Annotated in this window: 14 protein-coding genes, 2 pseudogenes and 2 riboswitches; of the genes and pseudogenes, 6 read left to right on the plus strand and 10 right to left on the minus strand. The window is 46.4% G+C overall.

The features are described 5' to 3' along the window. Window positions 1-156: 156 nt before the first annotated feature. Window positions 157-921 (plus strand): exodeoxyribonuclease III, encoded by a 765-nt coding sequence (locus QMK20_RS20065; protein WP_283653018.1) that lies wholly within the window; start codon window positions 157-159, stop codon window positions 919-921. A gap of 89 nt (window positions 922-1,010) precedes the next feature. On the opposite strand, the pseudogene QMK20_RS20070 reads toward QMK20_RS20065, so the two are convergent. The 4 genes and pseudogenes from QMK20_RS20070 to QMK20_RS20085 all read right to left on the minus strand — a co-directional run bounded on the left by QMK20_RS20070 (window position 1,011) and on the right by QMK20_RS20085 (window position 5,493). Then, window positions 1,011-2,356, minus strand: a pseudogene (locus tag QMK20_RS20070) (GH1 family beta-glucosidase). A gap of 23 nt (window positions 2,357-2,379) precedes the next feature. Continuing rightward, the gene (locus QMK20_RS20075; protein WP_283653019.1) at window positions 2,380-3,198 is read right to left on the minus strand and encodes a carbohydrate ABC transporter permease; all 819 of its coding nucleotides are present in this window, start codon (window positions 3,196-3,198) and stop codon (window positions 2,380-2,382) included. Next, entirely contained in the window at window positions 3,198-4,091 is an 894-nt protein-coding gene (locus tag QMK20_RS20080) for a carbohydrate ABC transporter permease (protein ID WP_137059973.1), read from the minus strand. The genes QMK20_RS20075 and QMK20_RS20080 overlap by 1 nt, the downstream gene beginning before the upstream one ends. Before the next feature lie 73 nt (window positions 4,092-4,164). Then, complete coding sequence (locus tag QMK20_RS20085) at window positions 4,165-5,493, minus strand: ABC transporter substrate-binding protein (RefSeq protein ID WP_283653020.1); 1,329 nt, start codon at window positions 5,491-5,493, stop codon at window positions 4,165-4,167. A 295-nt stretch (window positions 5,494-5,788) separates the two neighbouring features. Here QMK20_RS20085 and QMK20_RS20090 point away from each other — a divergent pair, with 295 nt between their 5' ends. Next, window positions 5,789-6,829: a LacI family DNA-binding transcriptional regulator gene (locus tag QMK20_RS20090; RefSeq protein ID WP_283653021.1), complete on the plus strand. Its 1,041-nt coding sequence runs from the start codon at window positions 5,789-5,791 to the stop codon at window positions 6,827-6,829. A gap of 267 nt (window positions 6,830-7,096) precedes the next feature. On the opposite strand, the gene glpK is transcribed toward QMK20_RS20090, so the two are convergent. Together glpK and QMK20_RS20100 are read right to left on the minus strand one after the other, a co-directional pair. Continuing rightward, entirely contained in the window at window positions 7,097-8,590 is a 1,494-nt protein-coding gene (glpK, locus tag QMK20_RS20095; RefSeq protein WP_283653022.1) for a glycerol kinase GlpK, read from the minus strand. Between the two features lie 30 nt (window positions 8,591-8,620). Continuing rightward, entirely contained in the window at window positions 8,621-9,442 is an 822-nt protein-coding gene (locus tag QMK20_RS20100) for an MIP/aquaporin family protein (RefSeq protein ID WP_283653023.1), read from the minus strand. Between the two features lie 568 nt (window positions 9,443-10,010). On the opposite strand from QMK20_RS20100, the gene QMK20_RS20105 reads away from it, so the two are divergent. From QMK20_RS20105 to QMK20_RS20115, 3 genes are read left to right on the plus strand one after another with little or no spacing between them, the layout of a single operon-like run. Then, window positions 10,011-11,294 carry an ABC transporter substrate-binding protein gene (locus QMK20_RS20105; RefSeq protein ID WP_283653024.1) on the plus strand — a complete coding sequence of 428 codons (1,284 nt, stop codon included), beginning with the start codon at window positions 10,011-10,013 and terminating at the stop codon, window positions 11,292-11,294. Between the two features lie 34 nt (window positions 11,295-11,328). Beyond that, complete coding sequence (locus tag QMK20_RS20110; protein ID WP_283653025.1) at window positions 11,329-12,204, plus strand: carbohydrate ABC transporter permease; 876 nt, start codon at window positions 11,329-11,331, stop codon at window positions 12,202-12,204. 23 nt (window positions 12,205-12,227) lie between these two features. Next, window positions 12,228-13,055 carry a carbohydrate ABC transporter permease gene (locus QMK20_RS20115; protein ID WP_283653026.1) on the plus strand — a complete coding sequence of 276 codons (828 nt, stop codon included), beginning with the start codon at window positions 12,228-12,230 and terminating at the stop codon, window positions 13,053-13,055. A 143-nt stretch (window positions 13,056-13,198) separates the two neighbouring features. Here the strand turns inward: QMK20_RS20115 and QMK20_RS20120 are convergent, their stop codons facing one another. From QMK20_RS20120 to QMK20_RS20135, 4 genes are all read right to left on the minus strand, one after another. Then, complete coding sequence (locus tag QMK20_RS20120) at window positions 13,199-14,617, minus strand: alanine/glycine:cation symporter family protein (protein WP_283653027.1); 1,419 nt, start codon at window positions 14,615-14,617, stop codon at window positions 13,199-13,201. 159 nt (window positions 14,618-14,776) lie between these two features. Next, a riboswitch (glycine riboswitch) is annotated at window positions 14,777-14,871 on the minus strand. A 17-nt stretch (window positions 14,872-14,888) separates the two neighbouring features. After that, window positions 14,889-14,965, minus strand: a riboswitch (glycine riboswitch). 191 nt (window positions 14,966-15,156) lie between these two features. After that, the gene (locus tag QMK20_RS20125; RefSeq protein WP_283653028.1) at window positions 15,157-16,614 is read right to left on the minus strand and encodes a glycoside hydrolase family 1 protein; all 1,458 of its coding nucleotides are present in this window, start codon (window positions 16,612-16,614) and stop codon (window positions 15,157-15,159) included. 153 nt (window positions 16,615-16,767) lie between these two features. After that, the gene (locus QMK20_RS20130; RefSeq protein WP_283653029.1) at window positions 16,768-17,757 is read right to left on the minus strand and encodes a Gfo/Idh/MocA family protein; all 990 of its coding nucleotides are present in this window, start codon (window positions 17,755-17,757) and stop codon (window positions 16,768-16,770) included. Between the two features lie 30 nt (window positions 17,758-17,787). Next, window positions 17,788-18,828 carry an oxidoreductase gene (locus QMK20_RS20135; protein WP_283653030.1) on the minus strand — a complete coding sequence of 347 codons (1,041 nt, stop codon included), beginning with the start codon at window positions 18,826-18,828 and terminating at the stop codon, window positions 17,788-17,790. A gap of 196 nt (window positions 18,829-19,024) precedes the next feature. Between QMK20_RS20135 and QMK20_RS20140 the strand changes: the two are divergent. After that, window positions 19,025-19,997 (plus strand): annotated as a pseudogene (locus tag QMK20_RS20140) (LacI family DNA-binding transcriptional regulator). Window positions 19,998-20,031: the final 34 nt, after the last annotated feature.

Consider the following 20,031-nt stretch of genomic DNA (forward strand, 5'->3'; position numbering starts at 1 on the left):
CTATTCTAATGTAGAAAAGTTCGTATCCACTTCAAAAAAACGCTGAGAATGCTATCATCTAATGTTAAATATTTTCCGACGAGCATGAACTGACGAAGTGCCACAGAAATAAAGCAGTATGCTTACATGTTTGGTACGGCAAGGGAGAATTAATAAATGAAAATCATATCTTGGAATGTTAATGGCTTAAGAGCCTGTGTGACCAAAGGATTTTATACTTATCTAAAAGAAACGAATGCTGATATTTTTTGCGTACAGGAAACCAAGCTTCAAGAGGGACAAATCCTGATGGAGAATATGGAGGAATACACACAGTACTGGAATTATGCCGAGAAAAAAGGATATTCTGGCACCGCTATCTTCACCAAAATCAAACCTCTTTCTGTGCATTATGGACTTGAAGAAAATGGGGAACCTGAAGGCAGAACCATTACTTTGGAATTTGAGAAATTTTATCTGGTTAATGTATATACTCCGAATACCAAACGGGATTTGACCCGACTGCCATACAGACTGGAATGGGAGGACCGTTTCCGCAGCTATCTGCAACAGTTGGATGCATTGAAGCCTGTCATTGTTTGCGGAGATTTGAACGTGGCTCATCAGGAAATTGACCTGAAAAATGCGAAAGCCAACCACGGAAATGCCGGATTTACGCCTGAGGAACGTGACAGAATGTCGCAGTTGCTGAGCGCTGGATTTATAGACACCTTCAGATACTTTAATCCTGACAGGACGGATGTTTATTCCTGGTGGTCCTACATGCCGAAGGTGAGAGAACGGAACATCGGCTGGCGGATCGATTACTTTCTCGTCTCGGACAGACTTCGCCCGCTGTTGATAGATGCAAGCATTGATTGCCATATTACGGGCAGCGACCACTGCCCTGTTATACTGGATATGCAAGATATTTCAGCATAGTCCCCCCTTACACAAAAATTTATGCAGTCTTAAAAGCCGTCATGCTCTGTTATTGCAGCATGACAGCTTAAATTATAATGATAATCTGTTTAAAACCCGTTATTCGCCATCACTTGCTTGAACCACAGCGCACTTTGTTTGGGTGTCCGTTCCTGCGTTTCGTAATTAATATGTACAATACCGAAACGTTTGCTGTAGCCCCAAGCCCATTCAAAGTTATCAAGGAATGACCAGACAAAATAGCCCTTGAGCTGCCCTCCCTCCCCGATGAAGCGATGGCATACCTTTAAATGCTCCTCAATGTAGCGCTGACGTCCAGTGTCCTCAATCTTCCCATCCATCAATTCGTCCTTCATCGCTGCTCCGTTTTCCGTAATCAGAATGGGCAAGCCCTTGGTAAAATCCTTCTCAATCCGAGTTAGCAGCTTATAAAAGGATTCGGGGTGAATCTCCCATCCCATATCCGTTACCGGTTCCTCGAAGCGAACCTGCTCTGCCTGAAGCAACGAAGCGTCTGTAGCCGCTCGAATGACGCTGCGGGCGTAGTAATTGATGCCCAAAAAATCCCCCGGCTGCTGAATCAGCTCCATATCACCAGGCTGTACAAAATCCAAGCCGTTCAGATACGCCCCGTACCATTCCACCATATCCTCTGGATATTTCCCGTTAAACAACGGCTCGGCAAACCAACGATTGATAAAGCCATCTCGGCGGACGGTAGCGGCTACGTCCTCAGGTCGCTCAGAAGCAGCATCCACATGTTCCATGTTCAGTGTAATGCCTATCTTACCTGTCAGACCCTTTTCCTTGTGCAAATGGATGGCAATGCCATGACACAACAGGACATGGTGAGCGGCAGTAAAGGCTTCGTTCCAGTTCTCATGGCCGGGAGCATGTTCACCTGTACCATAGCCCAGGATAGAGGCACAATAAGGCTCGTTGATCGTGTTCCACCAGTTTATGCGTTGTCCAAACCGATCCATGATTACAGAGGCATACGTCATAAAATGCTGGATAATCCTTCGATTTGTCCAACCCCCTCGTCCTCGATCCACTGCGGAAGATCCCAGTGATACAGTGTCAGCATCGGAATTAGCCCGGCCGACTCAATCTCATCCAGCAGGCGCTCATAGAAGAGTAATCCCTGTTCGTTAACCACGCCGGGTGCAGGAATAATGCGCGGCCAGGCCACGGAAAAACGGTAATGTAGAAAGCCAAGCTGCTTCATTAACTGCACGTCTTCCTTAAAGCGGTGAAAATGATCACAAGCCATATCTCCGCTGTCATCGCCTATCACCTTCCCGGGTGCTTGACAGAAAGTATCCCAAATGGAAGACGTTCTTCCTCCCTCAGCTACACCACCTTCAATTTGATAAGAAGAGGTCGAGGTTCCCCACATAAAAGTGGCTGGAAATAAAAAGGTATTCTCACTCATACTTGGTATCATCCTTTCAGGATTTAAGACTTCACAGCTCCGGCCATTGCACCGCCAACAATAAAGCGCTGGAGGAAAATATACAAAATAACCAGCGGTAGTGTAACAATCAGGATACCGCAAGCGAGCAGCGGCCAGTTGTTCATGTATTGTCCGTAGAAGGAGAACAATCCCTTGGTCACTGGCTGATATGCGGGATCAGACAAATAAATGGTAGGACCTATAATATCGTTCCACGCCCCGATGGCTGTCAAAATAATGCCTGTGGCCAACACCGGCTTCATCAGCGGTACAAGAATCGTAAACAAATAGCGGGAATATCCGCACCCGTCCATTGCAGCCGCTTCATCCAGCTCACGGGAGACAGACTTGATATATCCCACAAACATCAGGAAGGCAATACCGGTACCCGTTGTTTTTAACAAAATAAAACCAAGCTGGGTATTGTAAAGTCCCAGACTATTAATGAGAGCAAATTGCGGAATCAGCGGGTTCGGAAGATACATGGATATCAGGAAAAACACATAAAAGAAGGTGCTGAACTTAACGTATCCCCGCGCCAATGGAAAAGCTGCAAACACGGATATCACCAACGTTAATAGCGTAGATACGCCCGTATACAAAATACTGTTCCACATGTACTGAGAGAAATTCCCTTTTTCCCAAGCATCCATGAAATTCTCCAAGCGCAGACTCTTGGCTATAGCCACAGGATCAATCAGATACTCACTTTGAGTCTTCATCGATACATTAAAGAGGTAGAATAGCGGGAATAAATATAACGAAAGCATGAGCAGTACGATGATGTAGCTCAGTAATTTTGTTCCTTTGGTACTGCTCATTACATTTCCACCTCTCTTCTGCGCAAGTAATACAGAGCAATCATCGACACCGTAAATACGAACAGGAACTGGATCATAGCTACTGCGGAAGCAAGGCCGTAATCCGACGTCCCGGAGCCGAAGGCTGTTGCATACACATCAAACGCAAGTGTCGTCGTGTTGAATTTACCACCTGTCAGCACATAAATAATGTCAAAGGTTTGCAATGCACCAATAATGGACAGCAGCATATTGACTGTAAAGGACGGCGCAATCATCGGAAAGGTAATGTTTTTGAACGCTTTCCACCCAGAAGCGCCATCCATATACCCTGCTTCATATAAATCATTGGGAATGGATTGGAGTCCGGCTAAGAAAATAGTCATCGAGTAACCCATGTACATCCAAATTTGCACAAAAATAATCAGTTCAAATGCAATATCATAGTCCCCGAAAAAGTTGGAGCTGGTTCCAAAAAAGTTCATCATGGCTTGCGCAGGACCGCCAAGCGGATTGGCAATCAGCTGCCAGATCAGTCCGGATACCGTTACCCCAAGCACAACGGGCAGGAAAAATACAGCGCGGTAAAACACATCACCCTTGAGCTTTTTATTAATAATGACGGCCATGAACAGCCCTACTGCATTTTGAATCACAACCACAGCTACGGCGAAATATAGGGAACGACCAATAGATGCGATTCGATCTCCAGAATCGGAAGAGGTAAAAAAGGTCATATAATTCTCGAATCCAACAAAATTCCACGTTTGTCCCGGAACCCCTGAAGCATTTGTAAAGGAAAACAGTACGGTTACCATTGAGGGACCAAAGCCAAGAAGCAAATAGAGCAGCACCGGAATACTCAGCAAAAGATACGGCATTAACCGGGCCGCACCCTTTCCGAAGGGATACATGGGCCTCACACCTTTTTACATTATTATGGGAGCTTTACAGTTGCCAATTTGCGCTCATGTAAAACCTTTTGATTTATTTAGGGGCTGCCGCATCCCAGTCTGCCTGGGATTTTTGGGCAAGCTCCAAAGGCGTCTTTAGCGGACCGGCAGGCGTCAGAAATTCAGCATGTACGCTGGCATCCTTAATGTACTGTCCAACATTCTTACGATTGATAAACAGCTGATCCCAAGAGAGCTTGAAGTTCTCCAGTGAGGGCTGGATTTCATTAACAAATTCACTACTTATCTTCACATCAGGCTGTGTCGGCAAAAATCCGGCGGCGTTCACAAAATCCGTATAGTTCTGCTTTTCGGAAAGCATTTCAAGCCATTTGATCGCATAATCCTTGTTTGGCGACTTTTCCAATACCATCCATGTCATATCGTACTTGCCTGCAAGGTTCTTATTTTTTGCCGGATCATTGCTGCCTGGAATCGGGAAATAACCAAATTTCATCTCTGGATTGGCTGTCTGGATCGTCGTTGCATCCCACGTGCCATCTGCAATCATAGCTACACGCCCTGTAGCAAACAAGCTTGGCAGGGTTCCATAGTCAATCCCCATAAATCCACCAATGGCGTTGTTCATCAAAATTTGTGTTTTTTCCAGCACCTCAAGCTGGACGGGATCTGTCAGCTTCGTCTTCCCTGTCCACAGCCCTTTAATATATTCCAGCTGATCATCATGGATAGAGGCTTGAAGCCCTTGGACTGCAAGATTAATAGGCCAAACATCCTTACCGCCGAAACCAATCGGTTCTACGCCGTTGTCCTTGAGCACCTTCATAACATTTACCAGCTCATCCCAAGTTGTGGGCACAGCAAGATTATATTTTTCAAAAATCTCTTTGTTATAGAACAGACCTGTAAGTGCCACCTTACCCATATTTACACCGTATACCTTGTCCTTATAGGTCATGGCATTTTTGACATCTGTAGGATTATAGTTTTTTATAAAAGCTTGATCCGACAGATCGGCTATTAGTCCTCCGTCAATCCATTGCTTCCACATCGGATCAGCTGCTCCCTTGGACCATTCCTGCGGAGCGCCTACGAAGCTGAATTTCAGAGGAATAATGTCTGCATCACCGGATGAACCAGCATTCATACGTGTTTGCATCAGTTGATCATACGTTGAGTCAGCAGGAACTGTCGTATACTCTACCTGAACATCTGGATACTTCTCTTCAAACTTTTTATTAAATTCCTTTATATAGTTATTAATATTTTCCTGTTGCCAATGAATAATCTTTAACGTGACCTTCTTATTCCCCTCCTGTGCAGTTCCGCTACCTTTACCGCAAGCGGCCAATACCACGATTAAAGCGGTTACAAGAAGTAAAGAAAAACTCTTTTTTAGCATTGCAGAATCCCCCCATAACATTTTAGAATACATACATCCACACATTACGAAAGCAGTTTCGTTGTTTACATTTACCATTATGTAACGAATGATCTGTATTTGTAAATAGAGATTTGTGAAATATCAAAAAAAAGATGAACCACCACTAAATTAAACTTATTTTTCCATATTATATTAAAATATATCCTAAAAGCACTGTTGACTCTCCTCTATGAGGTAGCATAGAATACGAGTAATCATTAAATTTAGAATGCAAAGTCAATTCAACTAAACCAGTTTAGTTTTGGAGGATTTCATGAATATAAAAACAATAGCGAGTATGGCAGGCGTTTCTGTAGCAACGGTTTCAAAAATTATAAATAATTATACGGATATCAGTGAGGAAACCCGGCAGCGGGTGCTTAAAATTATGGAGGAAACAGGCTATAGACCCTCCTCCTCGGCTAAAACGCTTGCTACCAAAAAATCAAATCTGGTAGGCGTTATATTCGCTGGCAAGCTGAATGTCGATTTTAGCCATCCTTTTTTTGTAGATATCATTAATGTCTTCAAAAAACAGATTGGCTTGCTCGGTTACGACCTGCTGTTTTTTTCGAATGAAAAATTTCTGGACAATGGAGAGGACTATTTGGCTCGTTCGAAATATTTTTCAGTGGACGGGTGCATTATTATTGCCGGAGATGAAGTGGAGAAGAGCGTTTTTGATCTCGACGCCAGCCCCATCCCCTGCATTGGTGTCGATATTGAACTAACCGGATCCAGTTCCTGTTACATTATGTCCGATAATCAGAAGATCTCAATGAAGGTTGTTGAGCATTTTTACATGAATGGTTACCGAGATATGGGTTTTATTGGAATTGAACGCCCATCCCTGGTAATTAAGGAGAGAGAAGAAGCCTTTATCACTTCACTAAAACGGTTTAGTCTTGATGTCAGACCCGAATGGATCGTGTATGCTAAGGACTACGCGGCGGAAGATGGATACCAGATAGCGAAGGCGTGGATCCAGCAAGGAAATTTGCCAAGGGCTATTTTTGCGGCTACCGACCTGCTTGCCTTTGGTGTCATCCGTGCTTTCAAGGAAAGCGGCTTGAGGGTACCCGAGGATATTGCTGTGGTGGGATGTGATGATATAGAAGCCTGTCGTTACACCGATCCTCCACTGACCACTGTAAAACAAGATAAACAAAAAATAGGACGACTAGCCGCTATGGTGCTATTTGACCTGATGAATAAACAAATGGAAACGAAATGTATTAAAGTAGAACCGGAGCTAGTCATTCGGAGCTCCTGCGGAGCCCGGCAAAATTGGAACCATACGAAGGTTAAGGGCTAAGATAAGTTGGGCTAATAACATATCTCATAGAGTGTGCCAGCTTTCTATAACTCTTTAACGAAAAAAGGGAGTCACCTCAGTGTTACATGACTATGCCCCGTAAGATGGACACTTTGAGAGAAAGTGTCCATCTTACGGGGCATTTAAGTTTTAATCAGAGTAAACAACAGTGGTGGAGCGGATAAAATATAACGCCCAATTCAACTGTCTTACGTGTAACCGAAAAAGACATTGCGTTGCTCTAGAAGAGATCCTTCGTTTAAGCTATTACTTGTAGGCCATTGTCGCCTTCACAGCCTTTTTCCAGCCTTCATACAAACTGCTGCGCGTTTCTTCATCCATACCGGGGGTAAAAGATCGCTCCACCCTCACACGCTTGCGCAGCTCATCCATGCTCTTCCAGTATCCAATCGCCAAACCTGCCAGACATGCGGCTCCCAGTGCTGTTGTCTCATGGATCACAGGCCGTTCTACTGTGGCATCCAGAATATCGCTCTGGAATTGCATCAGAAAATTGTTCAGCACGGCTCCCCCATCCACTCGCAATGTCTTCACGGCAATGCCGGAGTCAATTTCCATCGCGGCAAGCACATCTTTCGTCTGGTAAGCAAGTGCCTCCAGTGTTGCACGAATAAAATGTTCTTTTGTGGTCCCCCGTGTCAGGCCAAACATCGCTCCACGCACCTCGCTATCCCAGTATGGACTGCCCAGGCCGACAAAAGCTGGTACCAGATACACCCCTTCCGAAGAGGGAACGCGGGCTGCATAGGCTTCACTGTCTTTGGCTTCACGGAACATACGCAGACCGTCACGAAGCCACTGAATCGCCGAGCCCGCTACAAAGACACTCCCCTCCAGCGCATATTGCACCTTGCCTTCCTCCAGCCCCCAAGCGATGGTCGTAATAAGTCCGTGCTTGGATTCCACGGGTTGATCGCCCGTGTTCATCAGCATGAAGCAACCTGTGCCGTAAGTATTTTTGATCATCCCTTTTTCGTAACAAGCCTGACCAAATAGAGCCGCCTGCTGGTCACCCGCTGCGCCTGCAATCGGTATATTTTGACCAAAGAAATGATAATCCACCGTATGCGCATATACCTCGGAGGAAGGCCGTACCTCAGGCAGCATGTTTTTTGGCACACCGAGAATGTCCAGCAGTTCTTCGTCCCACTTTAGCTCATAAATGTTATACATCAGTGTTCTGGCTGCGTTGGAATAGTCGGTCACATGCGCCTTGCCGCCGGACAGCTTCCAGATCAGCCACGAATCAATCGTACCGAACAGCAAGTCGCCTCGTTCTGCCTTTTCCCGCGCACCTTCTACATGATCCAGTATCCACTTCACTTTTGTGCCTGAGAAATACGGGTCAATCAACAGCCCTGTTTTACTGTGGAATAGCTCCTGATGCCCTTGCTGCTTCAGTTCTTCGCAGATCTCGGAGGTTTGGCGCGACTGCCATACAAGTACGTTATACACAGGAAGTCCTGTATTTTTGTCCCATACGGCTACCGATTCACGCTGATTGGTAATGCCGATAGCGGCAATTTGGTTCGCTTTTACACCGGATTCGGATAGACAGGATGCAATGACCCCCAGAATGGAACTCCAGATTTCATTCGCATTCTGTTCTACCCAGCCGGGATGAGGAAAGTATTGCGGAAACTCCCGCTGAGCCGAGTACACCACATCCCCTTTACTGTTAAACAAAATCGCTCTTGAGCTTGTCGTTCCCTGATCCAGTGACAAAATATATTTTTCCATCGTTAATCTCTCCCCTGTAATCCACTCATTTTATGCTGTCATTTTATGAGCTTTATCACTTTTATAAGTACGGCTGAAACGAAAGGTAAGCATAAGCACCACTACAATCATACCCAACACAATCCAGAAAGCTGGAGTCATATTCCCTTTAAATACGGTCTGGTAAAACAACCCTCCGAAAGAGCCCCCCAGCAACGGACCTACAATTGGCACCCAGGCATATTTCCAGTTCGATGTGCCTTTACCGGGAATCGGCAGCAACCAATGCACAAGACGCGGGCCCAAATCTCTAGCCGGATTAATAGCATAACCTGTAGTCCCGCCGAAGGACAAGCCAATGCTGACAACCAGAAAACCCACAATGAGTGGATTCAATCCCTCAGCGAAGGAGTTGGCACCGAATGACTGCAAAGCAAGAACAAAGATGAAAGTACCTATCATTTCACTAATCACGTTAGCGAATGGATGATCCATAGCCGGTCCTGTAGCAAATACACTGAGTTTGGTTGCTGTGTCCTCCGTCTCTTTCCAGTGGGGCAAATAATGCAAAACCACAATCACGGCACCCGCCATGGCCCCAAGAAGCTGAGCTGCAATATAGCCCGGAACATCCCTCCACGGAAAAACTCCCTGAAATGCAAGCGCCAGCGTCACCGCCGGATTTAAGTGTGCTCCGCTGATCTGACCAACCGCATATACCGCAACGGCGACCGCGAGCCCCCACCCCAATCCGATCACAATCCAGCCAGAGCCGTGGGCAAATGATTTTTTCAGGGACACCCCTGCGCACACTCCGCCACCTAGGGCAATAAGGATCATCGTCCCTATGAATTCGGCTGCGTATGGCGACATACAACCTACCTCCTCAATAGATCAACCGATTTTCAATCGCTTTCACCGCGCACAAAAAAAGAAAAGCCATCACAAACCGCCCCCTGTGCTCTAACATGGGATGTCTGCGTGGCTCTCTTGTCTCCGTCACGATTATTAACTTAAATTTGATATTATATAAGCATGTAAGCGATGTCAACTGCGTACAGATTATTTTCGGTACGCGATCCGAAATTCTGAAAGATGAAATACAACGGTTGATGTAGTAATCCGACCCCTGAGCTTAGGCACGTGTGATCTTCATGTAAGAGACGCACGCGCTTTTTTAAGTCAGCATTTTGCATCATTCGATTTCCAACGCTCGAAAGTACAATAGATAGACCAACTAAACCGTTTCGATCTATAGATTGCTGATTTGAAATCGCTCTTGGGATTGTTGCAAAATGCTCAAGTGGATATACGTTTCAAATTTTTTGTTTTTGGTTAAGGCATATGCACATAAATGGATAACAGATTCATATGATGGAGCTAAACCATTCACAACTTGTTCAGCAGGTAGACCAACTCAGACAGCAAGGAGGGAAATGACGTGAAGACAGTACGATGGCTGGTGTTATGTCTTGCTTTCCTCACTATGTTTAGTGGTTGTAGCGGCCCTCTGTCCTCTGAAAGTCATTCATCTGAAAGCAATTTGCCAAACCACAAAAAGATAACGCTTACATTATGGTACTGGAACCGTTCTATTGACGATGAACTACTCGCTCGTGCCGAAAAGCAGTTTCCCGACATTAAATTGAACACCCAAAAAATCGGCGGTGATTTCAAAGCCAAGCTCAAGACGACTCTGGCAGCCCGTTCCGGTGAACCGGACATCGTAGCTTTGAACGACTGGATGGTAGAGTTATTTCCTAGTGCGGATCGTTTTTATGATTTGAGAACACTGGGAGCAGATCAATTCAAGGATCAGTATTTGGAGTGGAAATGGAATCAGGGCATTACCCCTGATGGCAGCATGATTGCCTTTCCCATGGACACAGGCCCTACCGCCCTCTTCTATCGCAGTGATCTCTTTGAACAGGCGGGTCTGCCCAGTGATCCTGAAAAGGTCAGTGCTACGATTCGCACATGGGACGACTATATGGTTGCCGGAAAACAGCTTCAGCAAAAGCTCGGAAGTCGTTCGTTTTTAGCTGATAATATTGTAAACGTTTACAATCAGATGCTTGCTCAAAATACAGACCTGTACTTCAAGCCGGACGGCAGCTACATCGGTAATCAATCCCCTCATATCCGTTTGGGCTGGCAAACCGCCGTGGCTTTTCACAAGAAGCATCTACTCGCCAATGCGGATGGCTGGACCCCCGAATGGAATGCTTCGGTCAATAACGGAAAAGTTGCCTCTTTTATAGGTGCAATCTGGATGAAGCAAGTTCTCACGGAGGCTGCGCCGGATACTGCGGGCAAGTGGAGAGTCGCCCGTGCCCCTGGAGGGGACGGCAATTTGGGTGGATCTTTCATTTCCATCCTCAAATCCAGCAAACACCCCAAAGAAGCCTTTGAAGTCCTGACCTGGCTGCAAAACCCGGAACACCAGTTGGAAGCCTACCAAAAAATCGGGCTGTTCCCGTCCACTCCTGGCGTCTATGACGATCCTGCCATGGAGACACCCGAGCCTTTCTTTGGCGGTCAGGCCACCGGACTGATCTTTGCCGCCTCCGCACGTAATGTCAAAAGCAGCTATTTCGGCGAGCGTTATCCTGTCATTCACGGCATTGTGACACGTCGCCTTGCCAATGTCGCCAAGCAGGATGCCGATCCCGATGCATTATGGACGGAAACGATGGACCGAATCGAACGGGAATTACAGCGGTAAAAAATCAAAAATTTAAAAAAGGCGTGTGGTCAATATGCTGAAAGAAATATGGAAGCACCGTGCCGTATATGCCGCAATCTCGCCGTTTTACCTGCTGTTTGGCATCTTCGGCTTGTTTCCGATTGGCTTTTCATTATATCTGGCGTTTCACAAATGGGATGGCATCGGAGATATGACCTATAACGGCTGGGGTAACTTTGGCTATCTTGTGACAGATAACGAATTTTGGCAGGCTGTGGGTAATACCTTTGCGATCTGGGTGTATTCAACGATTCCGATGCTATTTTTTGCACTGATGATTGCCTTCCTGCTTTATGCACCTTTTGTCAAAATGCGTACCCTGTGGAGGGTCGGATTTTTTCTGCCGAACGTGACATCCATTGTGGCTGTTGCCATCATCTTTGGCGCTTTATTTGCCAATAATTTCGGATTTCTCAATTACCTGCTGCAACTCCCGGGCTTGCCTATGATCCAGTGGCTTAATGTGCCGTGGGGGATCCAAATCGCCGTTTCCTCCATGGTTGTATGGAGATGGACCGGCTATAACGCGATCATCTACCTGGCCGGACTCCAGAGTATTCCGCATGTGCTGTATGAAGCTGCGAAAATAGATGGAGCAACTGGAGCGCAAGCTTTCTTCCGCATCACCATTCCTATGCTTCGTCCGGTCATCCTGTTTACCGTAATTACGTCTACCATTGGCGGAATGCAGTTGTTCACCGAGCCGCAGGTGCTGGTCGGTAATGACGGTGGTGCCGGAGCAAGTGGCATGACCATTGTGTTGTATCTGTATCGTGAATCGTTCATTAACAACTATTTTGGATATGGTGCAGCCGTCGGATGGGGCATGTTCCTCATTATTGCCCTGTTCTCCATCGTGAACTGGAAGCTCGTACAAGGCAAAAAATAACGGCAGAAAGGGGGTTCTACAACATGATGCAGGCACGTGTAAAATCCGTTATTTTATATACCGGGCTGTCGACGGGAATGATTCTGTCGATGTTTCCTTTTTACTGGCTTATCGTCATGGCTACCCGTACAACTTCGGACATCTATCGTTTTCCACCACAGTTATGGTTTGGAAGCCACTTCTGGAGCAATGTGACGAGAGTATTGCAGCAGATTGATTTTGCCGGAGCTTTTTTTAATACGCTTTTTGTAGCCAGCTCCGTTACCCTGTTGGTGCTGTTTTTCGATTCACTGGCCGGGTTTGCATTCGCCAAGTTTGATTTTCCGGGCAAAAAAGCATTATTCATCATTCTGCTGGCTACGATGATGGTCCCTTCCCAACTGTCGCTTGTCCCCTCCTTTGTCATGATGGCCGCCTTTGGATGGGTGGGCACGTTCAAAGCTCTAATCATTCCGGGGATGGTGAATGCCTTCGGCATCTTCTGGATACGCCAATATGCAGAGGAATCCATTCCAAAGGAGTTGCTGGATGCAGGACGGATGGATGGATGCAGCTTTTTTCGGCTGTATTGGAATGTGGCGCTCCCGATTCTACGTCCTGCGTTCGCTTTTCTCGGCGCATTCACCTTCATAGGAGCATGGAATGATTATTTATGGCCGTTAATCATATTAACCGATGAGCGCAAATTTACGCTCCAGATTGCGTTGTCCCAATTAAACGGTATTTACAATACGGATTATGCGATGGTCATTGCTGGCACCCTGTTGGCTGTACTGCCGCTTATCATTTTATTTCTTTTCATTAGCCGCCAGTTTATTTCCGATCTTGCAGCTGGAGCAGTCAAAGATTAGATTTACTGAGTCAGCTTTATCCTGCTCTAAAACGCAAAAAGGGAGTGTCCTCCCAGCCTGTAATGGCTGAGGGACACTCCCTTTCGTTATCCTGGCAAATGATCTTGCAGAGTCAATATTCTTAAATCCGGATATATCGGACTTTACGAGCTGACTGTTTGTCCTTTTTCTTCTATTTCTATGGCTGCTCCTGCACTGGCACCTGCAAGTATTCCCTTTTTCTTGTCAGGATACAAGGAATCCATATAGGTACGGGTTTCTGCAACTACAATTCCCGACAAGCCGAGCAGTGCAATCAAGTTCGGGAAGGCCATCATGGCGTTAAAGATATCTGCCAGCAACCAGATCGCATCCAGCTTAATAAACGCGCCTCCGGCAACCAGCGCAATGAACAGATAACGGTACGGCTTAATCCATTTGACACCCAGCAAATATTCAACACAGCGTTCTCCATAGTAGTTCCAGCCAAGCATCGTGGTGAACGCGAACATAATCAGAATGATTGTGAGCAGTTCCGCACCAAGCGGGAATGCGCTGGAGAAAGCTTGCTGCGTCATCAAGCCCGCATCGGTAGGACCGCTCCATACGCCGCTAACCAGCAGCGTCAGCCCGGTCATCACGCAAATAATCATCGTATCTATAAACACACCTGTCATGGAAATCAACCCTTGCTCCGCAGGCCATTTGGTTTTGGCGGCTGCGGCTGCAATCGGTGCGCTTCCCAATCCGGCCTCATTGGCAAAAATCCCTCTGGCTACCCCGCTGCGCATCGCCAGCATAATCGTAGCTCCGGCAAATCCACCCGTCGCAGACGTCGTCGAAAACGCCGAATGCAGCACAAGCGCGAGTGCGGCAGGAATCTGATCGGCGAACCGAATCAGTACGATCATACAGATCAACACGTACAAGCCTGTTTTGAAGGGAACAACTTTGGTCGATACCTTGGCAATGCTCTTGAGCCCTCCAATAGTAACGAGTCCCGTAAGGGTAGCAATAATCAATGCCGTTACAATTGGTGGAACACCGAAGCTGTTTTCGGTTGAGGATACAATCGCTTTGACCTGAGGAAATGTTCCAATCCCGAACAGCGCTACCAGCATCCCGGAAAAAGCAAACAGCATCGCCAACGGTTTAAAGCGGCGTCCAAGCCCTTTTTCAATATAATACATAGGGCCGCCGGAAAATTGTCCATTCCGATCCTTCACCCGGTATTTTACTGCAAGTACACCTTCCGCATATTTCGTCGCCATCCCGAAAAAGGCTGCAACAACCATCCAGAACAGAGCACCCGGTCCGCCCAGTTTTATCGCTGTCGCGACGCCGACAATACTTCCTGTACCTACTGTAGCCGCCAGCGCCGTACTCAGGGCCGCAAAGCTGCTGACATCCCCACTACCTTCATTTGGGGCCTTTCCGATCAGCTTGATCGCCAGAGGCAGGCGGAAAACCTGCAACATTTTCAACCGTATGGTCAGCCACAGACCTGTTCCCATAACGAGAATGATCAGTGGGGCCCCCCATATCCAACTGCTAATCGTTTCTAACACATGTACCAAATTCATTTCAACCCGCTCCTCCTGCATATTAAAAAACAAAAAAGAGTCAAATCCGCTGATTCGACTCCTGGAGAGGTTAAAGGCACGAAAAAATACAACCATCTTGTGCAGGATTCAGCCACTAACAGCTCATAAAAAAGCCTAGGGCATCCCCTGTCACAGGTTATTCGCGTCTCTGTCCTTTTGCCTGAGAGTTTAAGCAGATGATATCTGCGGTGCACCTTCGGCGCCCAATTAAGGGTCTCTCCAGAGTTCTGTCCGTTTACGGTCCCGCTTGTTGCTGTAATCAGCCCAAGCACCTGAGAGTTTTGCCCCTTCGGTCGGAACTTACGTTCCATCTCCCGCAAACATCAACCAGACATATGAAATTGTTTTTTATTATACAGAAAACTTTCAGCTTTTTACAAGTGAAAAATTTGTGAAGTCGTTTGGTTATCTTAAGATGAGCCTATAAAATAAAGGCGGGCGCAGCCAGATTCATCCTCATGATGTTCTCTGCCGCACCCGCCCCCAGGCCATATTGGGTTATATTCAGTTAGCTTGGATTACAGTTCTTCGCCGTTGGTGGCAATTACATTTTTGTACCAGTCAAAAGAATCCTTCTTGGAGCGCTTCAGTGTTCCGTTACCGTCATCGTCCAGATCAACATAAATAAATCCGTAACGCTTGGACATTTCGGAAGTGGACATACTCACAAGGTCGATAGGTCCCCAGCTAGTGTAACCGATCAGATCCACACCGTCCGCAATCGCTTCCTTCATTTGAGCGATATGTTGGCGCAAATAATCAATGCGATACGTGTCGTGAATGGAGCCGTCTTCTTCCACCTTGTCATATGCACCCAAGCCGTTTTCCACGATGAACAGCGGCTTTTGATAACGGTCATATAATGTGTTCAGCGTAACACGCAGGCCGATCGGATCAATCTGCCAGCCCCAGTCAGAGGATTGCAAATATGGATTTTTCACGCCGCCAATCAGGTTCCCCGCTGCTTTCTCGCCTTCCGGACCTGCAGAGACAGTCAAGGTCATGTAATAGCTGAATGAGATGTAATCGACCGTGTTGTTTTTCAGAATTTCGGCATCGCCGGGTTCTGTGTGCAAAACAATATTATTTTCTTCAAAATAACGGTTCATATAATTTGAATATTCCCCACGGGCATGTACATCCGTAAAGAACAGATTCATCTGGTTTTCATGCTGACTTTTCAGCACGTCTTCCGGGTTACACGTATGTGCATAGCTTTCCATACGAGCCAGCATACATCCGATTTGAGAGCCAGGAATAATCTCATGGCCTCGTTTTGTCGCCAATGCGCTCGCCACAAACTGGTGATGCAGGGCTTGATAGATCGCTTGCTGCTTGTTATCTACACGATCAATGACCACACCGCCACCTGTGAACGGACTCATCGTCATCACATTGATCTCATTAAAAGTCAGCCAGTATTTCACTTTATCCTTATAACGTGTAAACACCGTTTCGGCATAATTTACGTAGTGCTGTATTACTTCGCGACCGAGCCAGCCATTATATTTCTGTGTCAGACCTAGCGGTGTTTCGTAATGGGACAATGTCACCAGTGGCTCTATCCCATACTTGCGCAGCTCGTCAAATACATTATCGTAAAATTGCAGTCCTGCTTCATTCGGCTCCGCATCATCACCATTCGGGAAAATCCGCGACCAGTTAATGGACATGCGGAATACCTTAAAGCCCATTTCCGCAAATAATGCGATATCTTCTTTGTAATGATGGAAAAAGTCCACACCTTCGCGCTTTGGAAAACGGGCATTTACCTTACCAGACAAAATGTCTTCGAGTCGCTCGGACGAAATCTCTATAGCATGATCGTTTGTGCGCTCTGCTTTGGGTACATAAGCAATCACGTCCGCACTGGACAATCCTTTTCCATCTACGTCAAAAGCGCCTTCCAATTGGTTAGCTGCGGTTGCCCCGCCCCACAGAAAGTTTTTCGGAAATCCTTTTAATATCTTAGTCATAGTATGAGAGCCTCTTTTCTTATTGGATATGTTAAACACTTGTGGAGTATTCCATAACGACCTGAATGGACCAGCCTTTGCCATCCTCATTGTAAGCAACTTCACATGGGTTGGCAGCTACTAGTACTTATAATACATCCCCTCCTTCTTTAGTTATTTTTGTCCATCTTCAAAATAAATGCCATTTTGATGGCGCAGTTCATTGCTGATCTTCTGAACCTCAATGCTCAATGACTTCAATTCTTCGTAGCGGTCTTTGTCCTTTTCGGCAATGATCCGATAAAATTCCTGAGCCTCGTAAAACATGAAATGATGAGTTTCAGGAGTACTTACAGTATCTGTTTCCTGAGTACGGACATCCAGAACCGATACGTCCGTGATACCAGAGACACCACTGGAGATCATAGTGGCCTGGTCCCCGTAAATTTCAACACGGTTGGTGGTTACAGCATTTTTGGCCAGTTGGATCACCAGTGTAAAATCGGGATACGACAGTAGGATCGGGCCGCCCAAATCCACGCCATTCTCATGCTTTTTGGCACGGTACAAGCCTGATGTAGGGGCTCCAAGCAAATCAATGGCAAAATACAGCGAATACACACCCAGATCCATTAATGCACCCCCGCCATAAGACAGAGAAAAGATATTAGGAGTATCTCCTGAAAGCAACTGATCATACCGGGAGGAAAATTGCATGGAGTACAAGGTGCCACCCTGGATATTGCCCACGCGCTTCAAGTTGTCCTTAAGGCGCAAAAAATTAGGCTCATGGATATGACGAACCGCTTCCAGCAGGTAGCAACCATTTCGGTCAGCCAACTCGTAAGCTTCTCGCAATTCCTGTTCTGTCAGGCTGATCGGTTTTTCGACAATCGCATGTTTGCCATGCTCCAAAAAAAGACGCGCTTGCAGCATGTGCAAGGAATTGGGCGTAGCAATATAAATGGCATCAATATCGGATTGAGCCATCTCTTCCAAACTGTCATACAGCGTAATGTTTTCAAGCTGACACCCGGCGGCAAAAGCTGCGCCTTTGTCCTTATTTCGAACAAAGAGTGCTGTAATTTCCCAGCCGCCAGCTTCCTTCACGGCTTTAACCCATTCTGTGCTGATCCATCCAGTTCCAATCATTCCGAGCTTCATATGGCGTAACTTCCTTTCTTGATGGCGAGCCTATCGCCGGAAATCAACGATTGACGGGGAAGGCTGCTTAAAGCCGCTTTCCAATATTTCGATTGTCAGCAAAATATCCTCGTCCTTAACCAGCTTGGGTGTTCCGTGCACAATGGACTCGTACAACGAGTCATACAATTGTCCATAATCTCCTATTGGCGTAGGAAGTGTTTCCTCGATAGCTTCACTACTTCCGGGCGGAACGTATTTAAGTTTGCCATAGGAAGCGGGATTATCCAGTCCGAAACCTTCCGCATCCGGGGTCTTGCCGGCTTTCAGCCAGGTTTCCTGCTGATCATCTCCCCATTTGACAAAGCTGCCCTTCGTGCCGTGAATAGTGAACTGCGGGTAAGGCAGGCACACCACAAGAGAAGTTTTTACAATCACTTTTTTGTCCGGGTAATATAATATAGTTTCATTGTAATCATCAGCGCCATGAGGAGTACGGATAGACTTGATGTCATATCCGACTTGCTCCGGTCTGCCAAATAAGGCGATGAGCCTGTCCAGCGTATGAACACCGAGTCCGTAGTACATTCCGTTAACAGGATTGCCGCCGGGCATACTGGCATTGGGACGGAAATAATCGTAATGGGATTCAATTTCGACGATGTCTCCCAGCTTTCCGGAATGGAGTGCTTCCTTGAACGCCAGATAATCGCTGTCAAACCTCCGGTTTTGATAAGGCATGATGATGAGATTATTTTCCTTGGCGAATTGGATCAGTTCTTGCGCTTGCTCAAGGTTTTCACAAAAAGGCTTTTCCACCAGCACATGCTTGCCATGGGATAGAGCCAATTTTGCATATTCATAATGCGTAGAGGAAGGCGTACATACAACGACGAGTGATATTTCCGGGTCGCCCAGAACGTCCGTAATTTGATCCGAGAACTGAATGTCGGGGTAGGCCGTTTCCATATCCTCCCTCACTTGGCGTGTGAACACTCTCGATACTTGAAAGGCGTCCCTGATCTGAACATAGGGCAGATGATATCTGGTTGTACTTTTGCCAAATCCTAAATATGCAATTTGAATCGTCATTTCGCAAATCCCCTCGTTTCCTAAAGGCTTAGCTTTACGATATCGCAAGTATTGCCAGAATAATACCACAACATGAGGAACGTTTTTTTGAAATGCATCGACAGATGCTATAAAATAGACGTAATGCCCTCATAAGCATCCTAAACGTTGTAACGCGTTTCATGTCAAATATTTTTCATATGTGAGGAGAAGCAGCATGTCGAATCTTGATCAAATTGCCAAACTGGCGGGCTTTTCCAAAGCTACGGTATCCAGAGTGTTAAACAAGTCCCCCCATGTGAGCCGGGAGACGAGAAGTAAGATTTTAAAAATCATGCAGGAGCTGGATTACGTTCCCAACCGGAACGCCATTTCCTTATCCAAGGGTCAGACCCTTCAAATTGGCATCATCACTTCAACCATTAATGAAATTGTTCTCGCATTTCTGAATAGCTTTGTAGAGGTGGCGGGCCAGTACGAATTTCAAACGATAATTTATACTTCGGGAGAAGACAAGAAGAAAGAGCTTCAGGCCTTCGAAGATCTGAAAAGAAAAAAGAATTGATGCGCTGGTCATCATTTCCTGTGTAAATGATACCGATTTGTTAAGCACTTATTGCAAGTATGGCCCGATCGTGTCGTGGCAACGAATGGATCATACCGATATTCGCTCCGTCGCCATGGACCAGTACGAAGGATACATGCTGGCGCTAAAACACTTGATACAAAAAGGCTATACTCGTATAGCCAATGCCTTTGGCCGCCCAAGCAGCATCAACACCCACAGCAGACAACGAGCCTATGCGTATATCATGGAGCAGCATAATCTTCCTGTATTGCAGCATTGGAATCAATCTTCCATCTATAACATCCGTGATGGTGAGCAGGTGGTGCGCGATTTGTTACAGTATCGGGACGAATTCCCACAGGCTATTCTGTGCTCCAACGATTATGTGGCGGTTGGTATTCTCTGCGAAGCACGCAGACAACTGCTGAGCGTGCCGGAAGATCTGGCGATCGTCGGGTTTGATAACACGGAGCTCTCGCATACGATGGGCATTACAACCGTTCAGAATCCAATCGAGGCTCAGGCGCAAAATGCCTTTTACATGCTTTCCCCTCAGCTCGTAGGTCGCCAAATGGAGCTGCAACCCCTGCAATACAGCCTCATTGAGCGCACGACTACATAGAGTAACGCTTAACTGAGGGGCTAGGCGAAAGGAC

This window comes from Paenibacillus sp. RC334 (genome assembly GCF_030034735.1).
In the GTDB taxonomy this organism is placed as follows: domain Bacteria; phylum Bacillota; class Bacilli; order Paenibacillales; family Paenibacillaceae; genus Paenibacillus; species Paenibacillus terrae_A.